Origin of the sequence: Reyranella sp. (assembly GCF_004296935.1) — a bacterium.
Classification (GTDB): Bacteria; Pseudomonadota; Alphaproteobacteria; order Reyranellales; family Reyranellaceae; genus Reyranella.
Window position 1 is genome coordinate 1 of sequence record NZ_SCVH01000152.1, and the last position, 22,701, is coordinate 22,701.

Below are 22,701 nucleotides of genomic sequence, written 5' to 3' on the forward strand. Positions count from 1 at the left end.
TAACTACCGTCGACCAGCCTGCGGAAGCTGAGGACGTCGGCCCAATGCAGCCCATAGAACCCCAGCCAGAGTACGGCCGCGACGGCGGACGTGATGATTGCCTTGCGGAGCAGCTCAGGTCGCTCAGGGGCCCCATGCTCCTCGCCCTTGCCCGGCTTTTCGACACGACGAACACCGAGCGGGAGCACGGCGAAGAGCACCGTCCACCAGATGACGATGTAGACCATGACACCGGTGGCCCAGCTCATGGCCGCAGCCCTCCTCAGACCTGCTCGAGTTCGATCAGCGTGCCCGTGAAATCCTTGGGATGCAGGAACAACACCGGCTTGTCGTGGGCACCGATCTTGGGCTCACCATCGCCCAGCACCCGGGCGCCCTGGGATTTGAGCTTGTCTCTGGCAGCGTAGATGTCCTCGACCTCGTAGCAGACATGGTGGATGCCGCCGTCGGCGTTACGGGCGAGGAAATTGGCGATCGGCGACTTCTCGCCCAGTGGGTGCAGGAGCTCGATCTTGGTGTTGGGCAGCTCCACGAACACCACCGTCACCCCATGCGTCGGCTGCGCCTTTGGGGCGCTTACCTTGGCGCCCATGACGGTCCGGTAGAGCTCCGAGGCCTTGGCCAGGTCCGGCACAGCGATGGCGATGTGGTTCAGTCGTCCGATCATCAGGCCCTCCAGACAGTCTCGAAGCTTAGATGCGGACGATGTGAACGTCCGTCAACGGCTTCTTGCCAAGGTGTGCGCGCACGACGCGCCGGACGGTCTGGCGGGAGGCCTCCTCGATCCGACCATCATCGCTCCGCTCGGCCGGGCTGAGGTCGGCCAGCATCTCGCGCAGCCCTGCGACGATGGCCTCGGCAAGCGCACCGTCCTCGTCCTCGATGCCTCGCAGCGACACTTTGGGGGGCGCCACCGCTCGGCCCTTGCCATCGATCACCAGGGTCGCCGCGGCGGCGCCATTCCATAGCAGCTTGCGACGCTCGCGGAGTACGCCGCCATCGAGCGCCACCAGGCCGTCGCCGTCGCGGGCCAGGCGGCCGACCGGCACATGGTCGATGATCTCGGCCGGACCCGGTGCCAGCCTGACCAGGGTTCCGTTGGGGGCCACGATCGTCTCTGGCACCTGGCAGGCCCGTGCGAGGGCTGCATGCTCGACCATATGACGGACCTCGCCATGGACGGGCAGGGCAATCTGGGGCCGCACCCATTGATAAACCCTCACGAGTTCGTCGCGCGCGGGATGGCCGGAAACGTGGACATTGGCTTCGCGGTCGGTGATGACCTCGACGCCGCGTGCCATCAGGGCATTCTGCAGGCGCCCGACCGAGCGCTCATTGCCTGGAATGACGCGCGAGGAGAAGATCGCGGTGTCACCCTCCTCCAGCACGAGGTCGCGGTGCTCGTCATTGGCGATTTTGGCCATGGAAGCTCGCGCCTCGCCCTGGCTGCCGGTGCAGATGAACAGCACCTTGTCCCTCGGCAGGTAGGCCCCGTCCTGCGGGCCGATGCATTCGGGAAAATCGAGCATGTAGCCGCATTCCTGCGCCGCCTCGATCATGCGCAGCAGCGCCGGACCGGACAGAACGGGATGGCGCCCCGCCGCGACCGCCGCCAGCGCAATGCTCTCCACTCGTGCAAGGTTGGAGGCAAAGCAGGTGACCGCGATGCGCCCTTTCCGTCCCTTCACCAGCTTCTTGAGATTGGCACGCACCATCGCCTCGGAACCGGCTTCACCTTCGACAAAGACGTTGGTGCTGTCGCACACCATCGCCAGCACGCCCTCGTCGCCGATGCGCTTCAGCATCGCCTCGTCCGTCAGATCCCCGATCAGCGGCTCAGGATCAATCTTCCAGTCACCGGTGTGGAAGATGGTGCCGAACTTGGTGCGAATGGCGAGTGCATTCGGCTCGAGGATCGAATGCGTCATGGTGATCATCTCGAGATCGAACGGGCCGAGGCTGAACTTTCCCCGCAGCGGGATTTCCGTGACCCGGACGTCATCGACGAGGCCAGCCTGGGTGAGCTTGCGCCGCAATACCGACGCAGCGAACGGCGTGGCATAGACCGGTGCCTTCAGGCGCGGCCAGAGATCGGCCACCGCCCCCAGATGATCTTCATGCGCGTGTGTGAGCACGATGCCGATCAGATCCTTGCACCGCTCTTCGATGAAGCCGGGATCGGGCATGATGACCTCGACGCCCGGCATGCTGTCGTCACCGAAGGCGATGCCGAGATCGAGCATCAGCCACTTGCCGGCATGACCATAGAGATTGAGATTCATGCCGATCTCGCCGGCACCGCCCAGGGCGAGAAACAGCAACTCGTCGTTCGAAGGGACGGTCATTTGCTGTTGCGACGCCATATCTCCAGCAGTCCCAGCGACATCAGGTCGGGCTCGATGGCGTCGAATAGGCCGATCTCGTCTTTGAACACGGCGGCGAGCCCACCGGTCGCCACCACCTTCATGGGTTCGCCGTATTCGGCCCGGATGCGCCGGATCAGGCTCTCGATCAGCCCGACGTAGCCCCAGAAGATGCCCGACTGCATGTTGGCCACGGTACTCTTGCCGATCACCTTCGCCGGCTTCTCGACCCGGATGCGCGGCAGCCGGGCGGTCATTAGGTAGAACGCCTCGATCGTGAGCTCCACGCCCGGCGCAAACACGCCACCGATGAAATTGCCATCCTTGTCGGCAAGATCGAACGTGGTGGCGCTGCCGAAATCGATGGTGATCAACGGCCCGCCGTACTTCGTGTGGCCTGCGATCACGCCCACCAGGCGGTCGGCGCCGGCCTCCTGTGGCCGATCGATCAGGATCTTGATCCCGAGTTCGCAGTCCGGTTCCCCGACGATCAGCAGCTTGCACTTGAAGTAGGTTTCGCAGAGGCGGCGGATGTGCGGATTCACCGGTGGCACGACGCTCGCCAGGATCGCACCCTTGATCGAATGCGGGTCAAAGCCCTGCAAATCCATGAGCTGGGTCAGCCAGGCGGCGTATTCGTCAGCCGTGCGCTTGGCTTCTGTGCGTAGCCGGAATTGCGCGACGATCTTGTTGCCGTCGAATACGGCGAACTTCGAATTGGTATTGCCGACATCAATAGCAAGCAGCATCGCGCCTTCTCCTCAGGCCGCACGGCCCAGCAATTCACCCGACACGATCTTGCGTGGACCGGCCGCCGTATCCAGCAGCAATGCGCCTTCGCGGTCCAGCCCGGCGAAGCGACCGCTGACCAGCTCCTCTCCCAGCCTGACGTCGACGGTCGCGCCGAGCGGTCCGGCTTTGGCAAGCCACGCCTCCCGTACCCCCTCGAAACCGTGATGGCGCCAATCGGCGAGCCTCCGGGCCAGTGCCTGTGCGAGGCCTTCCAGAGCCGCCTCGACCGAGCCTCCGAGGGCCGAGCCCGGATAACGCATCTCCGGCAACTGCGGGGCAAAGGCCACGTTGACTCCGATGCCCGCAATGACGTGCTCGACGATGCCACCCTGGCCGATCGAGCTTTCGAGCAGGATGCCCGCGACCTTGCCGCCATCGACCATGACGTCGTTCGGCCACTTCACCCTCACCTCGCGGCCAGACGGGACGATATCGGAAACCGCGAGGGCGGCAACAAACCCGAGTTCGGTGGCGCGCGGCGCGAGGCAATCAGGCCGCAGGACGGTCGAGCTGTAGAGATTGCCGGCTGGCGAGGCCCAGTGGCGGCCACGGCGGCCACGGCCACCGGTCTGCTCGCGGGCCCACACGATCGTTCCCTCGGCAGCACCGCCCTCGGCCAGAAGCGCGGCCTCGTCGTTGGTGCTGCCAACGCTCTCCAGCGCGACCAGCGTCCACCCGTCCGGCAGGACGGGCGCGGACATCACGGAAACAAGCCCTTCGCCGCCGCCGCCGCGATCAGGCTGAGCGGCTGTGGCGCCAGCGAGAACACCGTCACCAGCACGGCCGCGATTAACGCCACGGCACGATTCACGCCGAATGGCGTGCGATCGAGCGTTTCACTCTCCTCGTCGAAGTACATCACCTTGACGATGCGGAGATAGTAGTAGGACGCCACGACGGAGGCGAGAACGCCCAGCACGGCGGGAATGAAGAGCCTGGCCTCGACCGCTGCGATGAAGATATAGAGCTTGCCCCAAAAACCCGCGAGCGGTGGGATTCCAGCCAGCGAGAACATGAACAGCAACATGGCGAAGGCCATCATCGGCTGGCTCTTGGCCAGGCCCGCCAGGTCGGAGACGTTCTCGACCATGACGCCGCGGCGCTTCATCATCAGGATTGTGGCGAACACACCCAGCGTCATGACCAGATAAATCGCAAGGTAGAAGACGATCGCCTGGATTCCCTTCTCGCTGCCGCTCGCCAGCCCGAGCAGCACGTAGCCGACATTGCCGATCGACGAATAGGCCATCAGGCGCTTGATGTTTTGCTGGCGGAGTGCCGCAAAAGCGCCCAGCGCCATCGACAGGACCGAGGCTACGACGATGATCTGCTGCCACTGCAGGAACAGCGGCTTGAACGGGCCCATCAGGACCGAGACCATCAGCGAGATGGCGGCGATCTTGGGTGCCACAGCGAACAGCGCCGTGACCGGGGTCGGCGCGCCCTCATAGACGTCTGGTGTCCACATGTGGAACGGCACGGCCGAAACCTTGAAGGCAAGGCCCGCGACCACGAACACCAGCCCGACGATGACGCCGAATTCGGCAGCCTTGCCGTCGAGCAGCGCCCGCGAGATCTGGACGAACGCCGTGCCGCCGCAGAAGCCATAGATCAGGGAGGCGCCAAACAGCAGCATGCCGGAGGCGACCGATCCCAGGACGAAGTACTTCACGCCTGCCTCGGTTGAACGCAGGTTGTCGCGCTGGAAGGCGGCGATGACGTAGAGCGCCAGGGACTGCAGCTCGAGGCCGACATAGAGAGCCATGAGGTCGTTGGCCGAAATCATCAGCATCATGCCGAGCGTCGCCAGCGCGACCAGCAGCGGGTACTCGAAGCGCCACGCCTTGGCCTGCTCGAAATAGGCTCGCGACATCAGGACCGCGACCGCAGCACCGATCAGCACCAGCGCCTTCATGGTGGTCGTGAGGCGATCGACGATGAAGAGCGAGGCGAAAGCGGTTCCTTCGCGATACGGCGCGAACAGCAGCACCGCCGTCGCCAGGAGCACGACAGAGGTCGCCACCGACACGAACGGCGTCGCAGTCTCGCCGCGCACGACGCCGTAGATCAGCAGCAGAAGCGTCGCCGCCGCCAGGAAGATCTCCGGTCGTGCCAGCGCCCAGGATTCCAGACCGACAATCATGTTCATCACTCCCGGCCGCTCACGGCGCCAATGCCGCGGTGCGGGCGAGCTTCAGGGCGGCGTGATAGTCGCCGATCAGCTTGTCGACCGCAGGCGCCATCGGATCGAGAAAAGAACTGGGATAGATGCCCATCCACAGCGTGATCAGCACCAGCGGCAGGAACACCGCGATCTCGCGGCGGTTCATATCCAGAATGCCCTTCAGCGAGTCCTTGGTAAGTTCTCCGAAGATAACCTTGCGGTAGAGCCAGAGCGCATAGGCCGCGCCCAGGATGATGCCGGTCGTCGCCAGGAACGCCACCCACGTGTTGGCCTTGAAGGTTCCCACCAGGACCAGGAATTCACCAACGAAGCCCGACAGGCCCGGCAGGCCGACGCTGGCCAGGGTGAAAAACATGAAGGTGAAGGCATACCGCGGCATGCGATGCACCAGACCACCGTAGGCTGCGATCTCGCGGGTATGCATGCGGTCGTAGACGACGCCGACGCAAAGGAAGAGCGCAGCGGAGACGATGCCATGGCTCAGCATCTGGAAGATCGAGCCCTGCACGCTCTGCATGTTCATGACGAAGGCACCGATTGTCACGAAACCCATATGGGCGATCGACGAATAGGCGATCAGCTTCTTCATGTCCTCCTGCACCAGCGCCACCAGCGAGGTGTAGACGATGGCCACGATGCTGAGGCCGAAGACCAGCGGCGCGAAATACTGTGATGCCTCCGGCAGGAGTGGAATCGAGAACCTGAGGAAGCCGTATCCACCCATCTTCAGGAGCACGCCGGCCAGGATCACCGAGCCGGCGGTCGGCGCCTCGACGTGGGCATCGGGCAACCAGGTATGGACCGGCCACATCGGCACCTTGACCGCAAAGGAAGCGAAGAAGGCGAGCCACAGCCAGCACTGCCAGGTGAAGGGCAGATTGAGCTTCTCCATCGTCGTCGGCAGGTCCGTGGTGCCGACCTGCCAATAGATGGCGATGATCGCCAGCAGCATCAGCACGGAACCCAGCAGCGTGTAGAGGAAGAACTTGAAGGCTGCGTAGACCCGCCGCTTGCCGCCCCAGACACCGATGATCAGAAACATCGGGATCAGCACGCCCTCGAAGAAGATGTAGAAAAGAGCGAGGTCGAGGGCGCAGAACATGCCGACCATGAAGGTCTCGAGCACGAGGAACGCGATCATGTACTCCTTAACGCGGACCTTGATCGATTCCCAGCTCGCCAGGATGCAGATCGGCGTCAGCAAGGTCGACAACAGCACGAAGAACAGTGAAATGCCGTCGATGCCCATGTGGTAGCCGATGCCGAGCGCCGGTACCCAGTCGAACTTCTCCTCGAACTGGAAGCCCGCCTTGGTGGCATCGAAGCGCACCCACAGGACCAACGAGACGAGGAAAGTCGCCAGCGATGTGATCAGCGCGGCGCTGCGGCAGTTGCGGTCGACGGCTTCCTTCGGGCCGTCCACGACCAGGCAAAAGAATGCACCCACCAGCGGCAGGAACGTGACGAGGGAGAGGATTGGCCAACTCGACATCCGCCTACCCCATCGCCAGCATGAAGTACGTGACGAGGCCTGCCACGCCGACCAGCATCACGAATGCATAGTGGTAGAGGTAGCCGCTCTGGAAGCGGCTCAGCACACCGGCCATGTCCTGCGCCCGGGCCGCGATATTGTCGGGACCGAGGCCGTCGATCATTGCACCATCGCCCTTCTTCCACAGGACGCGGCCGATCGCGAGCGCCGGCCGGACGAAGAGCGCGTCATAGATCTCGTCGAAGTACCACTTGTTGAAAAAGAGAGCGTGCAGAGCCGGAAAGGCTTTGACCGTACGCTCCGGCAGGTCGGTCTTGACGATGTAGTAGTAGTAACTGAGCGCGATTCCCGATAGCGCGAAGACCAGTGGCAGGAGCTTCACCCACAGCGGCACTTCATGCGCGTGATGCAGCACTTCCTCGGTCGACTTCAGGGCGATCGACTGCCCCCAGAAGCTCTTCCAGTCGTGGCCGACAAACCAGTCATAGGCGACATAGCCGGACAGCGCGGCTCCGATCGCCAGCACATAGAGCGGTATCAGGATGACTTGCGGTGATTCGTGCGCATGATCCCAGGTGTGATGGTCGCCCCGGTACTTGCCATAGAACGTCATGAACATCAGGCGTGTCGAATAGAACGCTGTCATGAAGGCGGCCGCCACGCCCAGCCAGAACGCGATCAGGCCCACCGTCGTGTGTACTCCGAACGCCGACTCCAGCATGATGTCCTTGGAGTAGAAGCCGGCAAAACCCACGCCGTTGCCGAGGAGGAAGGGAACGCCGATACCCGACAGGGCGAGCGTGCCGACCCACATCAACACGAAAGTCTGTGGCGCCTTTTCCTTCACGCCGCCCATCTTGCGCATGTCCTGCTCGTGATGGAGGCAGGTGATGACGGAGCCTGAGCCCAGGAACAGCAGCGCCTTGAAGAAGGCGTGGGTCATGAGATGGAACATCGCCGCCGAGTAGGCGCCGACGCCGCAGGCGAAGAACATGTAACCGAGTTGGCTGCAGGTCGAATAGGCGACCACCCGCTTGATGTCGAATTGGGTAAGGCCCACGGTGGCGGCGAAAAAGGCGGTTGCCGCACCGATCAAGGTAACGACCTGTAGCGCCACCGGCGCCAGTTCGAACAGCGGGGATAGCCGGCAGACCATGAACACGCCGGCCGTCACCATGGTAGCAGCATGGATCAGGGCGGAAACCGGGGTTGGGCCTTCCATGGCGTCCGGCAGCCAGGTGTGCAGGCCGAGCTGGGCGGACTTGCCCATGGCGCCGACGAACAGCAGCAGGCAGGCCGTCTCGAGCGCCGGCAAGTTCATGCCCAGGAACTCGATACGCATCTTGGCCATTTCCGGGCCCTTGGCGAAGATGTCGGCGAAGCCGACCGACCCGCTCAGCATCCATACGGCGAAAATGCCGAGCGCAAAGCCGAAGTCGCCGATGCGATTGACGATGAAGGCCTTCATGGCGGCGGCGTTCGCCGAGGGCTTGTCGTACCAGAAGCCGATCAGCAGGTAGGAGGCGAGACCCACCCCTTCCCAACCGAAGAAGAGCTGCACAAGGTTATCCGCCGTCACCAGCATCAGCATGAAGAAGGTGAACAGGCTGAGATAGGCCATGAAACGGGGGATGCTGGTATCCTCGGCCATGTAACCGATCGAGTAGACGTGCACCATCGACGACACGACGGTGACCACGATCAGCATGACCGCCGTCAGCGTATCGACCCGCAGCGCCCAATCGACATCGAAGGTTCCCGAGCCGATCCAGGTAAAAAGCTTGACCACGATCAGCTTGCCGCTTTCCGGCCCGAAGCCGATGCGGATGAACACGAAGACCGACAGGGCAGCCGCGATCAGCAACGCCGCGCAGGTCACGATCTGGGCCGGCCGGTCGCCGATCAAGCGGCAGAAAAGACCGGCGATCGCCGCGGCGAGCAGCGGCAGGAGGACGATGAGCTTGACGGCGAGGTCCATGATGAGTGCGCGCCCCTAGCCCTTCATCGCGTTGATGTCTTCGACGGCGATCGTTCCGCGGATGCGGAAATAGACCACCAGGATGGCCAGCCCGATCGCCGCCTCGGCGGCCGCCACGGTCAGCACCAGCATGGCGAAGACCTGGCCCACGACGTTGCCCTCGAAGATCGAGAAAGCGACGAGGTTGATATTGACGGCGAGCAGCATCAGCTCGACACACATCAGGATGACAATGACATTCTTGCGGTTGAGAAAAATGCCCAGGATGCCCAAGGTGAACAGCACCGAGGCGACCGTGAGGTAATGGCCGAGACCGATGGTCATCACACGCCTCCTCGCGTCGGCACCTTGACCACCGTCATCGCCTCTTCCTTGGTCCGGTTGATCTGGTCACCGACCTTCTGGCGGCGTACGCCCGGGCGGGTGCGAAGCGTCAGAACGATGGCACCGATCATGGCCACCAGCAGGACGATGCCCGCCACCTGGAAGAGGTAGAAATACTGGGTGTAGAGCACTCGGCCGATGGCGCGGGTATTGTCGATCGCGAGAACTTGGGCGCCCTGCTTGTTCAGCGCCGTCATCGTAGCCGAACCGGCACCAAGGACACCCAAGCCCAGAAGAATCTCGGCGAACAGCACGACCCCGATCATGGCGCCGACTGGCAGGTACTTCAGGAAGCCTTCGCGCAGTTCGACCAGGTTGATGTCGAGCATCATCACGACGAACAGGAACAGCACCGCGACCGCACCGACATAGACGATGACCAGGATCATCGCGATGAATTCGGCGCCGATCAGCACGAACAGCGCCGCGGCGTTGAAGAAGGCCAGGATCAGGAACAACACCGAATAGACCGGGTTGCGCGAGACCACGACCATCGCGCCCGACGCGACGGTTACCGCCGCAAAGACGTAGAAGGCCAGAGCCTGAAGCAGCATGTTCTCTCCCCCCGCGCCCGGCTCAGCGATACGCGGCGTCGGCGTGGAGGTTGGCCGCGATCAGGCTCTCCCAGCGGTCGCCGTTCGCGAGCAGCTTGTCTTTGTTGTACATCAGCTCCTCGCGGGTCTCGGTCGAGAATTCGAAATTCGGGCCTTCGACAATGGCATCGACCGGGCAGGCTTCCTGACAGAAGCCGCAGTAGATGCATTTCGTCATGTCGATGTCGTAGCGCGTCGTGCGCCGGCTGCCGTCGTCGCGCGGCTCGGCCTCGATGGTGATCGCCTGCGCGGGGCAGATCGCCTCGCAGAGCTTGCAGGCGATGCAGCGCTCTTCGCCGTTGGGATAGCGACGCAGGGCATGCTCGCCCCGGAAGCGCGGGCTGAGCGGCCCCTTCTCGTGCGGGTAGTTCACCGTCACCTTGGGCTTGAACATGTACTTGAGCGTCAGCGCGAATCCCGAAACCAGCTCGGTCAGCAGGAAGGCGCGCGCGGTGCGGTCGAGAGAGGCCATTGTGCGTTCTCCCTAGGACTTCGGAACCCAGCCGCCGAACTGCAGTACGGCGGCGGTGAGGACGACCCAGCCCAGCGAGACGGGCAGGAACACCTTCCAGCCCAGCCGCATCAACTGGTCGTAGCGGTAGCGAGGCAGCGTGCCCTTGGTCCAGCTGAAGACGAACAGCAGGAACGCGATCTTGAGCGCGAACCAGACGACGCCAGGGACATAGGTGAAGGGGGCATACGGGATCGGCGACATCCAGCCGCCCAGGAACAGCACGGCGCCCAGCGCCGACAGCAGGATCATATTGGCGTATTCGCCGAGAAAGAACAGGCCGAACGTCATCGCCGAGTATTCGGTATGGAAGCCCGCGACCAGCTCGGCTTCGGACATCGGCAGGTCGAAAGGCGTGCGATTGGTTTCCGCCAGCGCCGACACGAAGAAGATCACGAACATCGGCAGCAGCGGCAGGAAGAACCAGTGCCAGAATCCGCCGGATTGGGCCATCACGACGTCGGAAAGGTTGAGCGAGCCGACGCAGAGCAGCACCGTGATCAGCACGAATCCGATCGAGACTTCGTAGGACACCATCTGGGCGGCCGAGCGCAAAGCGCCCAGGAAGGCGTACTTCGAGTTCGACGCCCAGCCGGCGATGATGATGCCATAGACGCCGAGCGAGGAGATCGCGAAGAGGTAGAGGATACCGACATTGATGTCGGCGATGACCCAGCCGTCGTCGAACGGCACCACCGCCCAGGCCACCAGCGCCGTCATGAAAGCGATCATAGGCGCAATGATGAACAGCACGGCATTGGCGCTCGACGGAACGATGGTTTCCTTCAGCACGAGCTTTAGGCCGTCCGCGAAGGGTTGCAGCAAGCCGAATGGGCCGACCACGTTGGGGCCGCGCCGGAGCTGGATCGAGGCCCAGACCTTGCGGTCGACATAGGTCATGTAGGCCACGGACACCAGTAGCGGCACCGTGACGGCCAGGCACTGGGCCACGATGACGATGAGCTGGCCCAGCCAGTTGACCGTGAAGAACTGGATCAGATCGGCGCTCATGCCCTACTCCGCCGCCATGAGGTGGGCGCGCGAGGCCATGCACTCCGCCATCGTCTTGGACGCCCGGCTGATCGGGCAGGTCATGTAGAAATTGGCGATCGGCGAGGCGAACGGCGCGTCAGTAAGCGCCCCGGTCTTGCCGAAGATGCCCCAGGTGCCAGCGGCCTGCTGGTCCAGGGCGGCGAAGCTCTTGTTCACGGCGACAAGACGGGCGCGAACCTGGTCGAGCGAATCGTAGGGCAAGGTCTTGCCCAGCCGCTCGGAGAGCGCGCGCAGGATGGCCCAATCCTCTCGGGCATCGCCCGGCGGGTAGCCGGCGCGCTGGCCAAGCTGCACGCGGCCCTCGGTGTTCACATAGGTTCCGGGCTTCTCGGTATAGGCGGCACCGGGCAGGACTACGTCGGCGCGGTGTGCGCCGGCATCCCCGTGATGGCCTTGATAGACAACGAAGGCCTTGCCGAGTCGTTTGGTGTCAATTTCGTCCGCTGCCAGGAGATAGACCAACTCGATCTCGCGCTTCTCGCAGCCGGCCAGAATGCCTTCAACGTCGCGACCACCCTCGCCCGGCACCAGGCCGAGGTCGAGGCCGGCAACACGCGCTGCCGTGGTGTGAAGCACGGCAAAGCCGTTCCAGTCGGCGCGGACGGCATTCAGCTTCTCGGCGAGATCACGGGCCAGCGCCAGGACGGCGGCACCGTCCTCGCGCACCAGCGCGCCCATGCCGACCACGATCAGCGGATGCTTGGCGGCCTTCAGCTTCTCGAAGAAGCCGAGCTTGCCGTCGGCGAGGTCGCGCAGCGTGGCCGGTCCGGCACCGAGCCGCTCGACCGGATAGGTGTGATCGACCGCGGGCCCAACACTGGCGATGGCACAGTGACCCGACAGGTAGCGCTTGCGCAGCCGTGCGTTCAGGACCGGCGATTCCCAGCGCGGATTGGTCCCGATCAGCAGGATCGCGTCGGCGGAGTCGATGCCACGTACGCCTGGATTGAAGATGTAACTGCCGCGCGGTCCATCGAGCTTGGCACCATCCTGACGGCAGTCAATGTTGGGCGATCCCAGTGCCGTCATCAGATCCTTGAGTGCCAGCATCGATTCGGCGTCGCACTGGTCGCCGGCGATCGCCGCCACCTTGGTTCCGTCGAGACCTTTCAGCTTGGCCTCGATCGCGGCAAACGCCTGATCCCAGGTCGCCTCGACCAGCTTGCCGCCGCGCCGCACATAGGGTCGGTCCAGGCGCTGATGACGCAGGCCGTCAAGGGCGTGGCGTGTCTTGTCGGAGATCCACTCCTCGTTCACGTCGTCATTGAGGCGAGGCAGTACGCGCATTACCTGGGCGCCCCGCGTGTCGATGCGGATGTTGGAGCCAAGCCCGTCCATCACGTCGACCGATTCGGTCTTGCTGAGTTCCCACGACCGGGCTTCGAAGGCATAGGGCTTGGAGGTCAGAGCGCCGACCGGGCAGAGATCCACCAGATTGCCCGAAAGCTCGGTACTGAGTGCATGTTCGACGTAGGTCGTGACTTCCATGCTCTCGCCGCGGCCCGTGGCGCCCAGTTCCTCGACACCCGCCACCTCGGTGGCAAAGCGGATGCACCGCGTGCAGTGGATGCAGCGGTTCATCGAGGTCTTGACCAGCGGACCCAGTTCCTTGTCCGGCACGGAGCGCTTGTTTTCGTGGAAGCGGCTGCGGTCGAAGCCGTAGCCCATCGCCTGGTCCTGCAGGTCGCACTCACCGCCCTGGTCGCAGATCGGGCAATCGAGCGGATGGTTGATCAGCAGGAATTCCATCACGCCGTTGCGCGCCTTCTTGACCGTCGGCGTTTGGGTGAAGATCTCCTGCTTGTCGGCAACGGGCAGCGCGCAGCTTGCCTGCGGCTTGGGTGGCCCCGGCTTCACCTCGACCAGGCACATCCGGCAATTGCCGGCGATCGACAGACGCTCGTGGTAGCAGAAGCGTGGGATCTCGACGCCCGCCAGTTCACAAGCCTGCAGCACCGTAATGCCGGCTGGCACCTCGATCTCGACTCCGTCGATCGTCACCTTGGGCATTGCCTGCTCCCCGCCCCTACTCGGCCGCCAGTTTTTCGGTGCGCGCACGGATGCGGCGCTCCATCTCGGGCCGGAAATGGCGGATCAGCCCCTGGATCGGCCAGGCGGCCGCGTCGCCCAGCGCACAGATTGTGTGCCCCTCGACCTGCTTGGTTACGTCCTCGAGCGCGTCGATCTCCTCGATACGCGCATTGCCCGTCACCATGCGTTCCATGACGCGCCACATCCAGCCGGTGCCTTCCCGGCAAGGCGTGCACTGGCCACAGCTCTCGTGCTTGTAGAAGTAGCTGAGCCGAGCGATCGCCTTCACGATGTCGGTCGACTTGTCCATGACAATGACAGCCGCCGTCCCAAGCCCCGACTTCTGGTCGCGCAGCGAGTCGAAATCCATCAGGACGGTGTCGCAGATCGACTTGGGCAGTAGCGGCACCGAAGCGCCGCCCGGTATCACCGCCAGCAGATTGGCCCAACCGCCGCGCACGCCGCCGGCATGGCGATCGATCAGCTCGCGCAGCGGGATGCCCATTTCTTCTTCAACGTTGCAGGGCTTGTTCACGTGGCCCGATATGCAGAACAGCTTGGTGCCGGTATTGTTCGGCCGGCCGATGCCCGCGAACCATGTCGCCCCACGGCGCAGGATGGTGGGTGCCACGGCGATCGACTCAACGTTGTTCACCGTCGACGGGCAACCATAGAGTCCCGATCCGGCCGGGAATGGCGGCTTCAACCGAGGCATGCCTTTCTTGCCCTCGAGGCTCTCCAGCAGTGCGGTTTCCTCGCCGCAGATATAGGCGCCGGCACCGCGGTGAACGTAGAGGTCGAAATCCCAGCCGGAGCCGCAGGCGTTCTTTCCCAGCAGACCGGCTTCATAGGCCTCGCGGACAGCCGTGATGAGGTTCTGCGCTTCGTTGTAGAATTCGCCGCGCACGTAGATGTAGCCGGCGTTCGCGCGCATGGCGAAGCCGGCGACCAGGCAGCCCTCGATGAACAGATGGGGATCATGCCGCAGGATATCGCGGTCCTTGCAGGTACCGGGCTCGGACTCGTCGGCATTCACGATCAGGTAGTGTGGACGGTCCTTCACTTCCTTGGGCATGAAGGACCATTTGAGGCCGGTCGGGAATCCGGCGCCGCCACGGCCGCGCAGGCCCGACTTCTTCATCTCGTCGATGATGCCGTCCGGGCCCTTGTCGAGGATCGCCTTGGTATTGTCCCAGGCCCCCCGCGCACGCGCGCCGGCCAGGTGCCAGTCGTGCACCCCGTAGAGGTTGGTGAAGATGCGGTCCTTGTCGCTCAGCATCGCCCTACTCGCCCTTCAGCGTCGTGGCACCACCGATCGGCGCCGATGTCTGGCGGTCAACCTGCGGCCCCGGCTTCGGCGTTTCGCCACGTCGGAACGCGTCGAGCACCTTGGCGATCGAGGCCTCGTCGAGATCCTCGTAGAAATCGTCGTTGATCTGAACGACCGGCGCGTTCACGCAACCGCCAAGACATTCGACCTCCTGGACGCTGAAGGTCTCGCCATCGGCCGCGTGCTGGCAGGCCTTCATCACCGCCTCCGAGCCACGCAGCCAGCACGGCGTGGTGGTGCAGACCTGCAGCAGGTACTTCCCGCGCGGCTTGAGCTGAAACATCGTGTAGAAGGTCGCGATCTCGTAGACCCGTATCGGCGCCATATCGAGGAGCTTGGCCACCTCGTCCATCGCCACCCGCGGCAGCCACCCCTGTTGACGCTGCGCGAGGTCGAGCACGGCGATCACGGCGCTGGCCTGGCGGCCCGGCGGATAGTTCGCCATCAGCGCCTTCGCCTTGGCCAGGTACTCCGGCGTGAAGGCGAAGTGTGCGACGTGCGGCACATCCTTGGGATCGGCGGTGATCATCGCCATCTCGTCGTCTCCTAGCGGTCGATCTCGCCGAACACGATGTCGAGCGAGCCGATATTCGCCGACATGTCAGCGAGCTGGTGGCCCTTCGTCATCATTTCGAGCGCCTGCAAGTGCGGAAATCCCGGTGCCCGGATCTTGCAGCGATAGGGTTTGTTGGTGCCGTCGGACACGAGATAGACGCCGAACTCGCCCTTCGGCGCCTCGACTGCCGTGTAGGTCTCGCCCGCCGGCACCTTGTAGCCTTCGGTATAGAGCTTGAAGTGATGGATCAGCGCTTCCATCGAGCCCTTCATCTCGCCGCGGCGCGGGGGCGACAGCTTGCGGTCGTCGACCCTTACCGGGCCGCCCACCTTGCGAAGTGCGGTGATGCACTGCTCCATGATGCGCACGCTCTGATACATCTCCTCGATGCGCACCAGATAGCGGGCAAAACAGTCGCCGGTCTTGCCGAGCGGGATGTCGAAATCCATGCGGTCGTAGACGTCGTAGGGCTGCGACTTGCGCAAGTCCCAGGGAATTCCCGATGCCCGAATCAGCGGTCCGGAAAAGCCCCAGTCCAGCGCCTGTTCGGCCGACACGACGCCAATGTCGACGGTGCGCTGGCGGAAGATGCGATTGTCGTTCAGCAGCTTTTCGATGTCTTTCAGGAACGGAATGAACTGCTTGATCCAGCCGTCCATCGAATCGAGCATGCCGTCAGGCAAATCCTGGTGAACGCCGCCCGGCCGGAAATAGGCCGCGTGCATGCGCGAGCCGCTCACCTGCTCGTAGTACTCCATCAGCAGCTCGCGCTGCTCGAAGCCCCACAGCGGGGGCGTCAACGCACCGGTGTCCATGGCGAACGTCGTGACGTTCAGCAGATGGTTCAGGATGCGGGTGATCTCGGCGAACAGCACGCGGATGTACTGGCCGCGCTCCGGCGCCGTGATGCCGAGCAGCTTCTCGACCGCCAAGGCATAGGCGTGCTCCTGGTTCATCGGCGAGACGTAGTCGAGCCGGTCGAAGTACGGCACGGCCTGCAGGTAGCTCTTGTACTCGATCAGCTTCTCGGTACCGCGATGCAGCAGGCCGATATGGGGATCGCAGCGTTCGACGATCTCGCCGTCCATCTCGACGACCAGGCGCAACACGCCGTGGGCCGCCGGGTGCTGCGGCCCGAAGTTCATCGTCAGGGTCTTGATCTCGACGTCGGACATATCAGCTCGTCTTGGCCGCTGGTTGGGCCTTCTCGTCGCCCGGCAGCACCTGTTGCGCGCCTTCCCACGGGCTCAGGAAGTCGAAGCGGCGGAATTCCTGCGTGAGCTTCACGGGTTCGTAGACGACGCGCTTCTGGACATCGTCCCAGCGCAACTCGACGAAGCCGGTGAGCGGAAAATCCTTGCGCAGCGGATGGCCCTCGAAGCCGTAGTCGGTGAGGATGCGTCGGAGATCCGGATGGTCGGAGAACCACACGCCGTAGAGGTCGTAGGTTTCGCGCTCGAACCAGCCGGCGGCGCTGTAGACCGGCGCAGCCGACGGCACGGGCGTCGACTCGTCGGTCATGACCTTGATGCGGATCCGCTGGTTGTTCTTCAGGCTGAGCAGATTGTAGACGACGTCGAAGCGCTTCTCGCGCTCCGGCCAATCGACGCCACAGATGTCGATGAGCTGCTTGAACAGGCACTTCGGATCGTCGCGCAGGAAGGCTAGTAGCGCGAGCAGCTTGCCAGGTGGGCACTCCAGCATCAATTCACCGAGGCGCACGCTGCAGTTCGTCACCGCACCCGCGGTCGCCTGGACGATATGGTCGCCAAGTTCCTTCAGCGGCTGATCCATCAACGCACCAGCGTTCCGGTGCGGCGGATCTTCTTCTGGAGCTGCAGGATGCCATACAGCAGGGCCTCGGCGGTCGGCGGACAGCCCGGCACATAGATGTCGACCGGCACGATGCGATCGCAGCCACGCACGACCGAGTAGCTATAATGATAGTAGCCACCGCCGTTGGCGCAGGAACCCATCGAGATGACGTAGCGCGGCTCGGCCATCTGATCGTAGACCTTGCGCAGCGCCGGCGCCATCTTGTTGGTGAGCGTGCCCGCCACGATCATCACGTCGGCAGCACGCGGACTCGGCATCGGCGCGAACCCGAAGCGATCGAGGTCGTAGCGGCTCATCCAGCAGTGGATCATCTCGACACCGCAGCAGGCCAGGCCGAACGTCAGGCCCCACATCGAACCGGTGCGCGCCCAATTGATGAGTTTGTCGAGTTGCGCCACGACGAAGCCCTTGTCGGCCAGTTCGTCGTTCAAGGCCCGCGATAGCGCCGCCTCAGCAACGCTGTTCGGCTTGGGCGGGGTGATCACTCCCATTCCAGGGCTCCCTTGCGCCACTCGTAGATGAACCCGACCGTGAGAACGCCCAGGAACAGCATCATCGACCAAAAACCGAACAGGCCGATATCGCCCAGCGTCACCGCCCATGGGAACAGGAACGCGACCTCGAGATCGAAGATGATGAACAGAATGGCGACCAGGTAGAAACGGACATCGAACTGCCCGCGCGCATCGTCGAACGGCGCAAAACCGCACTCGAAGGGCGACAGTTTCTCGGAATTGGGGTTCTGGCGGGCGATCAGGTACGACCCGCCGAGCATTGCGCAAACCAAGCCAAAGGCGAGGCCGAGGAAGATCAGGATCGGAAGGTATTCCCTAAGAAGATCTTCCATCGCCACCCCTTGCGCCCCGTTTTTGTGGGCTGCCAGTGTTTGGGCTGGCGCGAGCGACGGGACTCGAACCCGCGACCTCCGGCGTGACAGGCCGGCGTTCTAACCAACTGAACTACGCCCGCAAAAGCCCCAAACGGCGCGCGAGAGATATAGGACCACCTATGGGGTGTCAAGCATACCGCACCCGCGAAGAGGTGCGTAAATGCCCGATATTGCTATGCTTTCCGAGCTACCTTGCGAAACGCTGGTGGGCGATGACGGGCTCGAACCGCCGACATCTTCCGTGTAAAAGAAGCGCTCTACCAACTGAGCTAATCGCCCGCCGCGTTCAGTCCTAACACAGCGCCCGAAAGCCGCGCTAGTTGATCGCGTCCTTCAGGGCCTTGCTGGCTTTGAAGCGCGGCACATTTGCCGCTGGAATCTTGATCTTTTCGCCAGTCTGCGGATTGCGGCCTTCGCCCGCCTTGCGCCTTGAAACCTGAAACGTGCCGAAGCCAACCAACAAGACCTTTTCCTTCTTCTTCAAGGACTTGGTGATGACAGTCAGGATGGCGTCGACGGCATTGGCGGCATCCGTCTTGGAGAGATTAGTCGAAGCGGCGACGGCGGCGATCAGATCGTGCTTGTTCACGGGCGAGCCCCTGCATGGTCCGGCAGCCTCAAGTGTAAGGGCGGCCTGAAAACGGCGTCAATGTCGAATACCATATTTTGTGGGGCGACCTCCCACAAGGCGCATAAGTTGCGGCCAAACGTGACGAAGCCCCGGATCTCTCCGGGGCTTCGCGCCGTTTTCGGGAGGGCGTTCAGTGCGCTCGGATGGCCTCGGGCCCGTCCGCCGGCTTGGCGGCGACCACTTCCAGATCGTTCGGCCACTCGATGGCAACCAGTGGCTTGACCAGCGCCTTGGCGAGAACCTCGTCGACGGTCGAAACCGGGATGATTTCCAGCCCCTTCTTCACATTGTCGGGAATCTCCGGCAGATCGCGCTCGTTCTCCTTGGGAATAAGCACGGTCTTGAGACCACCGCGCAGCGCCGCCAGCAGCTTCTCCTTGAGGCCTCCGATCGGCATGACCCGGCCACGCAGGCTGATCTCACCAGTCATGGCCACGTCCTTGCGGACGGCGACGCCGGTCAAGGCCGAGACGATCGAGGTGATCATGCCGACACCCGCCGAAGGGCCATCCTTTGGCGTGGCGCCTTCCGGCACGTGCACGTGGATGTCGCGCTTCTCGAAGATGTTGTGCTTGATACCGAAGGTCGCCGCGCGCGAGCGGATGTAGGCGTTGGCCGCCTGCACCGACTCCTGCATGACGTCGCCCAGCTTGCCGGTAACGGTGACGCGACCACGTCCCGGAACCAGCACGGCTTCAATCTGCAGCAGCTCGCCGCCGACCTCGGTCCAGGCCAGGCCCGTGGTGATGCCGACCAGATCCTCGAGCTCGGCCTCGCCGTAGCGGAAGCGACGTACGCCAGCGAACTTGTCGAGGTTCTTGCGGCCGATCTTCACCTTGGAAGTCCCCTTCATGAGGATTTCCTTCACCGCCTTGCGGGCAAGGTTGGCGATCTCGCGCTCCAGGTTACGGACGCCAGCCTCACGCGTGTAGTAACGCACGAGATCGCGCACAGCGTCGTCATGGATCTCGAGTTCACCAGGCTTCAGGCCATTGGCTTCGACCTGCTTCAGGATCAGGTGCTTGCGCGCGATCGCGACCTTTTCGTCCTCGGTGTAGCCGGCCAGCCGGATGATCTCCATGCGATCCATCAGCGGCTGCGCCATGCGCAGCGAGTTCGCCGTGGTGATGAACATCACGTTCGACAGGTCGTAGTCGACCTCGAGGTAGTGGTCGTTGAACGAGCTGTTCTGCTCCGGATCGAGGACTTCGAGCAGTGCCGATGACGGATCGCCGCGGAAGTCCGCGCCGAGCTTGTCGATCTCGTCGAGCAGGAAGAGCGGATTGGAAGACTTCGCCTTCTTCATGCTCTGGATGACCTTGCCCGGCAGCGAGCCGATGTAGGTCCGGCGATGGCCGCGGATCTCGGCCTCGTCCCGTACGCCACCCAGCGACATACGCACGAAGTTGCGCCCCGTGGCCTTGGCGATCGACTTGCCGAGCGAGGTCTTGCCGACACCCGGTGGGCCGACCAGGCACAGGATCGGGCCTTTCATCTTGTCGACCCTCTGCTGGACCGCGAGATACTCGAGGATACGCTCCTTCACCTTCTCGAGGCCGTGGTGATCGGCGTTGAGAATCTCTTCGGCGTACTTCAGGTCCTTGATGATCTTGGTCGGCTTGCGCCACGGAATCGACAGCAACCAGTCGAGGTAGTTGCGCACCACCGTCGCCTCGGCCGACATCGGGCTCATGGTCCGGAGCTTTTTCAGCTCGGCGTTGGCCTTCTCGCGCGCTTCCTTGGACAGGCGCGTCTTGCGGATGCGCTTCTCCAGTTCGGAGACCTCGTCGCGACCGTCCTCGGTCTCGCCAAGCTCCTTCTGGATCGCCTTCATCTGCTCGTTGAGATAGTACTCGCGCTGCGTCTTCTCCATCTGGCGCTTCACGCGGTTGCGGATCTTCTTCTCGACCTGCAACACGCCGATCTCGCCTTCCATCAGGCCGAGGATCCGCTCCAGCCGCTTGGAAACCGAATCGAGCTCGAGCAGCTGCTGTTTCTCGGCGACCTTGAGCGCCAGATGAGCCGAGATCGTATCGGCGAGCTTGGCTGGCTCCTCGATCTTGTTGATCGAGACGACGACTTCCGGCGGCACTTTCTTGTTCAGCTTCACATAGTTCTCGAACTCGGAGACCACCGTCCGAGCTGCCGCCTGCAGTTCGGCCGATTCAGCCGCCGCCTCTTCCATCTCGACGGCGCGCGCCTCGAAGAAGTCGGCACGATCGGTATAGCCGGTGACGCGCACGCGTCGCCCGCCTTCGACCAGCACCTTGACGGTATCATCGGGCAGCTTGAGCAGCTGCAGGACCGTTCCGAGCGTGCCTATGGTGTAGATGTCCTCAGGACCGGGATCGTCCTGGCTGGCGTTCTTCTGGGCGATCAGCAGGATCTGCTTGTCGTCCTTCATCACCTCTTCGAGCGCCTTCACGCTCTTCTCGCGGCCGACGAAGAGCGGCACGATCATGCCAGGAAACACGACAATGTCGCGCAACGGCAGGACCGGATAGACGATTCCTTGAATGGGGGCGTTCATGATGCCTCGCAACGTACGCTGTTAGAGCTACCCGTCCCTTGGCCGCGATCCCCGTAATGGGCGATTCACGGCGCAATTAGACGCGCACTCACCAGCAAAGATTGGCCTGAACAGGGGGTTGTTCAAGACCCGTCGGGGGACCGCCGGCGACGGATGCCGCCGACGCAGCAAAACTCAGGCCGGCGCGGCAGCGATGCCCTCTTTGCGCTCACCGTGCACGTAGAGCGGTTGGGCCCGCCCTTCTATGACTTCTCGGTTGATCACGACTTCCTCGACCCCATCCAGCGACGGCAGGTCGTACATTGTGTCCAGAAGCACCGTCTCCATGATCGAGCGCAGGCCCCGCGCGCCGGTCTTGCGCAGGATTGCCTTCTGCGAGACTGCCCGCAGGGCGTCGTCGGTGAACTTTAGCTTCACGCTCTCCATGTCGAACAGGCGCTGGTATTGCTTGAGGAGCGCATTCTTCGGCCGGGTCAGGATCTCGATCAGGGCGCTCTCGTCCAGATCTTCCAGCGTGGCCACGACCGGCAGGCGGCCGACGAACTCGGGGATCAGGCCGTACTTGAGCAGGTCCTCAGGCTCGAGGTCGCGCAGGATCTGGCCTGTCCGGCGATCCTCGGGGCCACGTACTTCGGCGCCGAAGCCGATCGACGTTCCTTGCCGGCGCATCGAGATGATCTTGTCGAGGCCGGAGAAGGCGCCGCCACAGATGAACAGGATGTTGGTCGTGTCGACCTGCAGGAACTCCTGCTGCGGATGCTTGCGCCCACCCTGCGGCGGCACAGAGGCCACGGTGCCTTCCATGATCTTGAGCAGCGCCTGCTGCACGCCCTCGCCCGAAACGTCGCGCGTGATCGATGGGTTGTCGGACTTGCGGCTGATCTTGTCGACTTCGTCTATGTAGACGATGCCTCTCTGCGCCCGCTCGACATTGTAGTCGGCCGCCTGCAGCAGCTTCAGAATGATGTTCTCGACATCCTCACCGACGTAGCCGGCTTCGGTCAGCGTCGTGGCATCAGCCATGGTGAACGGTACGTCGAGCATCCGAGCCAGCGTCTGGGCGAGCAGCGTCTTGCCGCAGCCGGTCGGGCCAATCAGCATGATGTTCGACTTGGCGATCTCGACGTCGTTCGCCTTGCCGCCGTGACTCAGCCGTTTGTAGTGATTGTGCACTGCAACGGCGAGGATGCGCTTGGCCTGGTCCTGGCCGATCACATAGTCGTCGAGGATCTGCCGAATCTCCTTGGGAGACGGAACGCCATCCTTGGACTTGACCAAAGTGGTCTTGTTCTCTTCACGGATGATGTCCATGCAGAGTTCGACGCACTCGTCACAGATGAACACTGTCGGCCCGGCAATGAGCTTGCGGACCTCATGCTGGCTCTTGCCGCAGAAGCTGCAATAGAGGGTATTGCGGGAATCTCCCCCGGATTTGGCGGCTGGCATGTCGTTAACGCACCTCCGCTTGGGGGGCTCGCCGGCTGCGAGCCCGCACGCAAGACTATGTTAAACGCGACCCTAGGACGGCCACAACATCAAAATATGGT

Annotated in this window: 21 protein-coding genes, 2 tRNA genes and 1 pseudogene; all 24 read right to left on the reverse strand. The window is 63.2% G+C overall.

Annotated elements, in window-relative coordinates; genetic code table 11:
* Positions 1-248 (reverse strand): DUF1467 family protein (locus EPO55_RS21840; protein WP_296339411.1); only part of this gene is annotated, 248 nt, incomplete at its 3' end.
* Positions 249-262: 14 nt separating this feature from the next.
* The gene (gene mce / locus EPO55_RS21845) at positions 263-667 is read right to left on the reverse strand and encodes a methylmalonyl-CoA epimerase (protein WP_296339412.1); all 405 of its coding nucleotides are present in this window, start codon (positions 665-667) and stop codon (positions 263-265) included.
* 25 nt (positions 668-692) lie between these two features.
* A complete protein-coding gene (locus EPO55_RS21850) occupies positions 693-2,345 on the reverse strand; it encodes a ribonuclease J (protein ID WP_296339414.1) in 1,653 nt (550 codons plus the stop codon).
* Positions 2,342-3,112, reverse strand: coding sequence for a type III pantothenate kinase (locus EPO55_RS21855; RefSeq protein WP_296339415.1), 771 nt, complete (start codon positions 3,110-3,112; stop codon positions 2,342-2,344). The genes EPO55_RS21850 and EPO55_RS21855 overlap by 4 nt, the downstream gene beginning before the upstream one ends.
* Positions 3,113-3,124: 12 nt before the next feature.
* Positions 3,125-3,856 carry a biotin--[acetyl-CoA-carboxylase] ligase gene (locus EPO55_RS21860; protein WP_296339416.1) on the reverse strand — a complete coding sequence of 244 codons (732 nt, stop codon included), beginning with the start codon at positions 3,854-3,856 and terminating at the stop codon, positions 3,125-3,127.
* Positions 3,856-5,298 (reverse strand): NADH-quinone oxidoreductase subunit NuoN, encoded by a 1,443-nt coding sequence (gene nuoN / locus EPO55_RS21865; protein WP_296339417.1) that lies wholly within the window; start codon positions 5,296-5,298, stop codon positions 3,856-3,858. The genes EPO55_RS21860 and nuoN overlap by 1 nt, the downstream gene beginning before the upstream one ends.
* Positions 5,299-5,317: 19 nt before the next feature.
* Positions 5,318-6,832 carry an NADH-quinone oxidoreductase subunit M gene (locus tag EPO55_RS21870; RefSeq protein WP_296339418.1) on the reverse strand — a complete coding sequence of 505 codons (1,515 nt, stop codon included), beginning with the start codon at positions 6,830-6,832 and terminating at the stop codon, positions 5,318-5,320.
* A 4-nt stretch (positions 6,833-6,836) separates the two neighbouring features.
* Positions 6,837-8,810, reverse strand: coding sequence for an NADH-quinone oxidoreductase subunit L (gene nuoL / locus EPO55_RS21875; protein WP_296339419.1), 1,974 nt, complete (start codon positions 8,808-8,810; stop codon positions 6,837-6,839).
* A gap of 15 nt (positions 8,811-8,825) precedes the next feature.
* A complete protein-coding gene (gene nuoK, locus EPO55_RS21880; protein WP_296339420.1) occupies positions 8,826-9,134 on the reverse strand; it encodes an NADH-quinone oxidoreductase subunit NuoK in 309 nt (102 codons plus the stop codon).
* Positions 9,134-9,748, reverse strand: a complete 615-nt coding sequence (locus EPO55_RS21885) for an NADH-quinone oxidoreductase subunit J (RefSeq protein ID WP_296339421.1) — start codon at positions 9,746-9,748, stop codon at positions 9,134-9,136. The genes nuoK and EPO55_RS21885 overlap by 1 nt, the downstream gene beginning before the upstream one ends.
* A gap of 22 nt (positions 9,749-9,770) precedes the next feature.
* On the reverse strand, positions 9,771-10,259 hold the full coding sequence (gene nuoI, locus EPO55_RS21890; protein WP_296339422.1) for an NADH-quinone oxidoreductase subunit NuoI: 489 nt from the start codon (positions 10,257-10,259) through the stop codon (positions 9,771-9,773).
* A 12-nt stretch (positions 10,260-10,271) separates the two neighbouring features.
* Positions 10,272-11,309: an NADH-quinone oxidoreductase subunit NuoH gene (gene nuoH / locus EPO55_RS21895; RefSeq protein WP_296339426.1), complete on the reverse strand. Its 1,038-nt coding sequence runs from the start codon at positions 11,307-11,309 to the stop codon at positions 10,272-10,274.
* A gap of 3 nt (positions 11,310-11,312) precedes the next feature.
* Complete coding sequence (nuoG, locus tag EPO55_RS21900; RefSeq protein ID WP_296339427.1) at positions 11,313-13,361, reverse strand: NADH-quinone oxidoreductase subunit NuoG; 2,049 nt, start codon at positions 13,359-13,361, stop codon at positions 11,313-11,315.
* Positions 13,362-13,377: 16 nt separating this feature from the next.
* Positions 13,378-14,661 carry an NADH-quinone oxidoreductase subunit NuoF gene (gene nuoF / locus EPO55_RS21905; protein WP_296339428.1) on the reverse strand — a complete coding sequence of 428 codons (1,284 nt, stop codon included), beginning with the start codon at positions 14,659-14,661 and terminating at the stop codon, positions 13,378-13,380.
* A gap of 4 nt (positions 14,662-14,665) precedes the next feature.
* Positions 14,666-15,247: an NADH-quinone oxidoreductase subunit NuoE gene (gene nuoE / locus EPO55_RS21910; RefSeq protein ID WP_296339429.1), complete on the reverse strand. Its 582-nt coding sequence runs from the start codon at positions 15,245-15,247 to the stop codon at positions 14,666-14,668.
* A gap of 11 nt (positions 15,248-15,258) precedes the next feature.
* Positions 15,259-16,443 carry an NADH-quinone oxidoreductase subunit D gene (locus EPO55_RS21915; protein ID WP_296339430.1) on the reverse strand — a complete coding sequence of 395 codons (1,185 nt, stop codon included), beginning with the start codon at positions 16,441-16,443 and terminating at the stop codon, positions 15,259-15,261.
* Position 16,444: 1 nt separating this feature from the next.
* Positions 16,445-17,062, reverse strand: coding sequence for an NADH-quinone oxidoreductase subunit C (locus EPO55_RS21920; protein ID WP_296339431.1), 618 nt, complete (start codon positions 17,060-17,062; stop codon positions 16,445-16,447).
* A pseudogene (locus EPO55_RS21925) lies at positions 17,062-17,535 on the reverse strand (NADH-quinone oxidoreductase subunit B family protein); the annotation flags it as partial. The gene EPO55_RS21920 and the pseudogene EPO55_RS21925, both read right to left, overlap by 1 nt.
* Positions 17,536-17,585: 50 nt before the next feature.
* The gene (locus EPO55_RS21930) at positions 17,586-17,951 is read right to left on the reverse strand and encodes an NADH-quinone oxidoreductase subunit A (RefSeq protein WP_296339432.1); all 366 of its coding nucleotides are present in this window, start codon (positions 17,949-17,951) and stop codon (positions 17,586-17,588) included.
* A 45-nt stretch (positions 17,952-17,996) separates the two neighbouring features.
* Positions 17,997-18,073, reverse strand: a tRNA-Asp gene (locus EPO55_RS21935).
* Positions 18,074-18,196: 123 nt separating this feature from the next.
* Positions 18,197-18,272: transfer RNA gene (locus tag EPO55_RS21940), tRNA-Val, on the reverse strand.
* 37 nt (positions 18,273-18,309) lie between these two features.
* On the reverse strand, positions 18,310-18,582 hold the full coding sequence (locus EPO55_RS21945) for an HU family DNA-binding protein (protein WP_296339433.1): 273 nt from the start codon (positions 18,580-18,582) through the stop codon (positions 18,310-18,312).
* A gap of 172 nt (positions 18,583-18,754) precedes the next feature.
* Positions 18,755-21,154, reverse strand: a complete 2,400-nt coding sequence (gene lon, locus EPO55_RS21950) for an endopeptidase La (RefSeq protein WP_296339434.1) — start codon at positions 21,152-21,154, stop codon at positions 18,755-18,757.
* A gap of 174 nt (positions 21,155-21,328) precedes the next feature.
* Complete coding sequence (clpX, locus tag EPO55_RS21955) at positions 21,329-22,600, reverse strand: ATP-dependent Clp protease ATP-binding subunit ClpX (RefSeq protein ID WP_296339435.1); 1,272 nt, start codon at positions 22,598-22,600, stop codon at positions 21,329-21,331.
* Between the last annotated feature and the right edge of the window lie 101 nt (positions 22,601-22,701).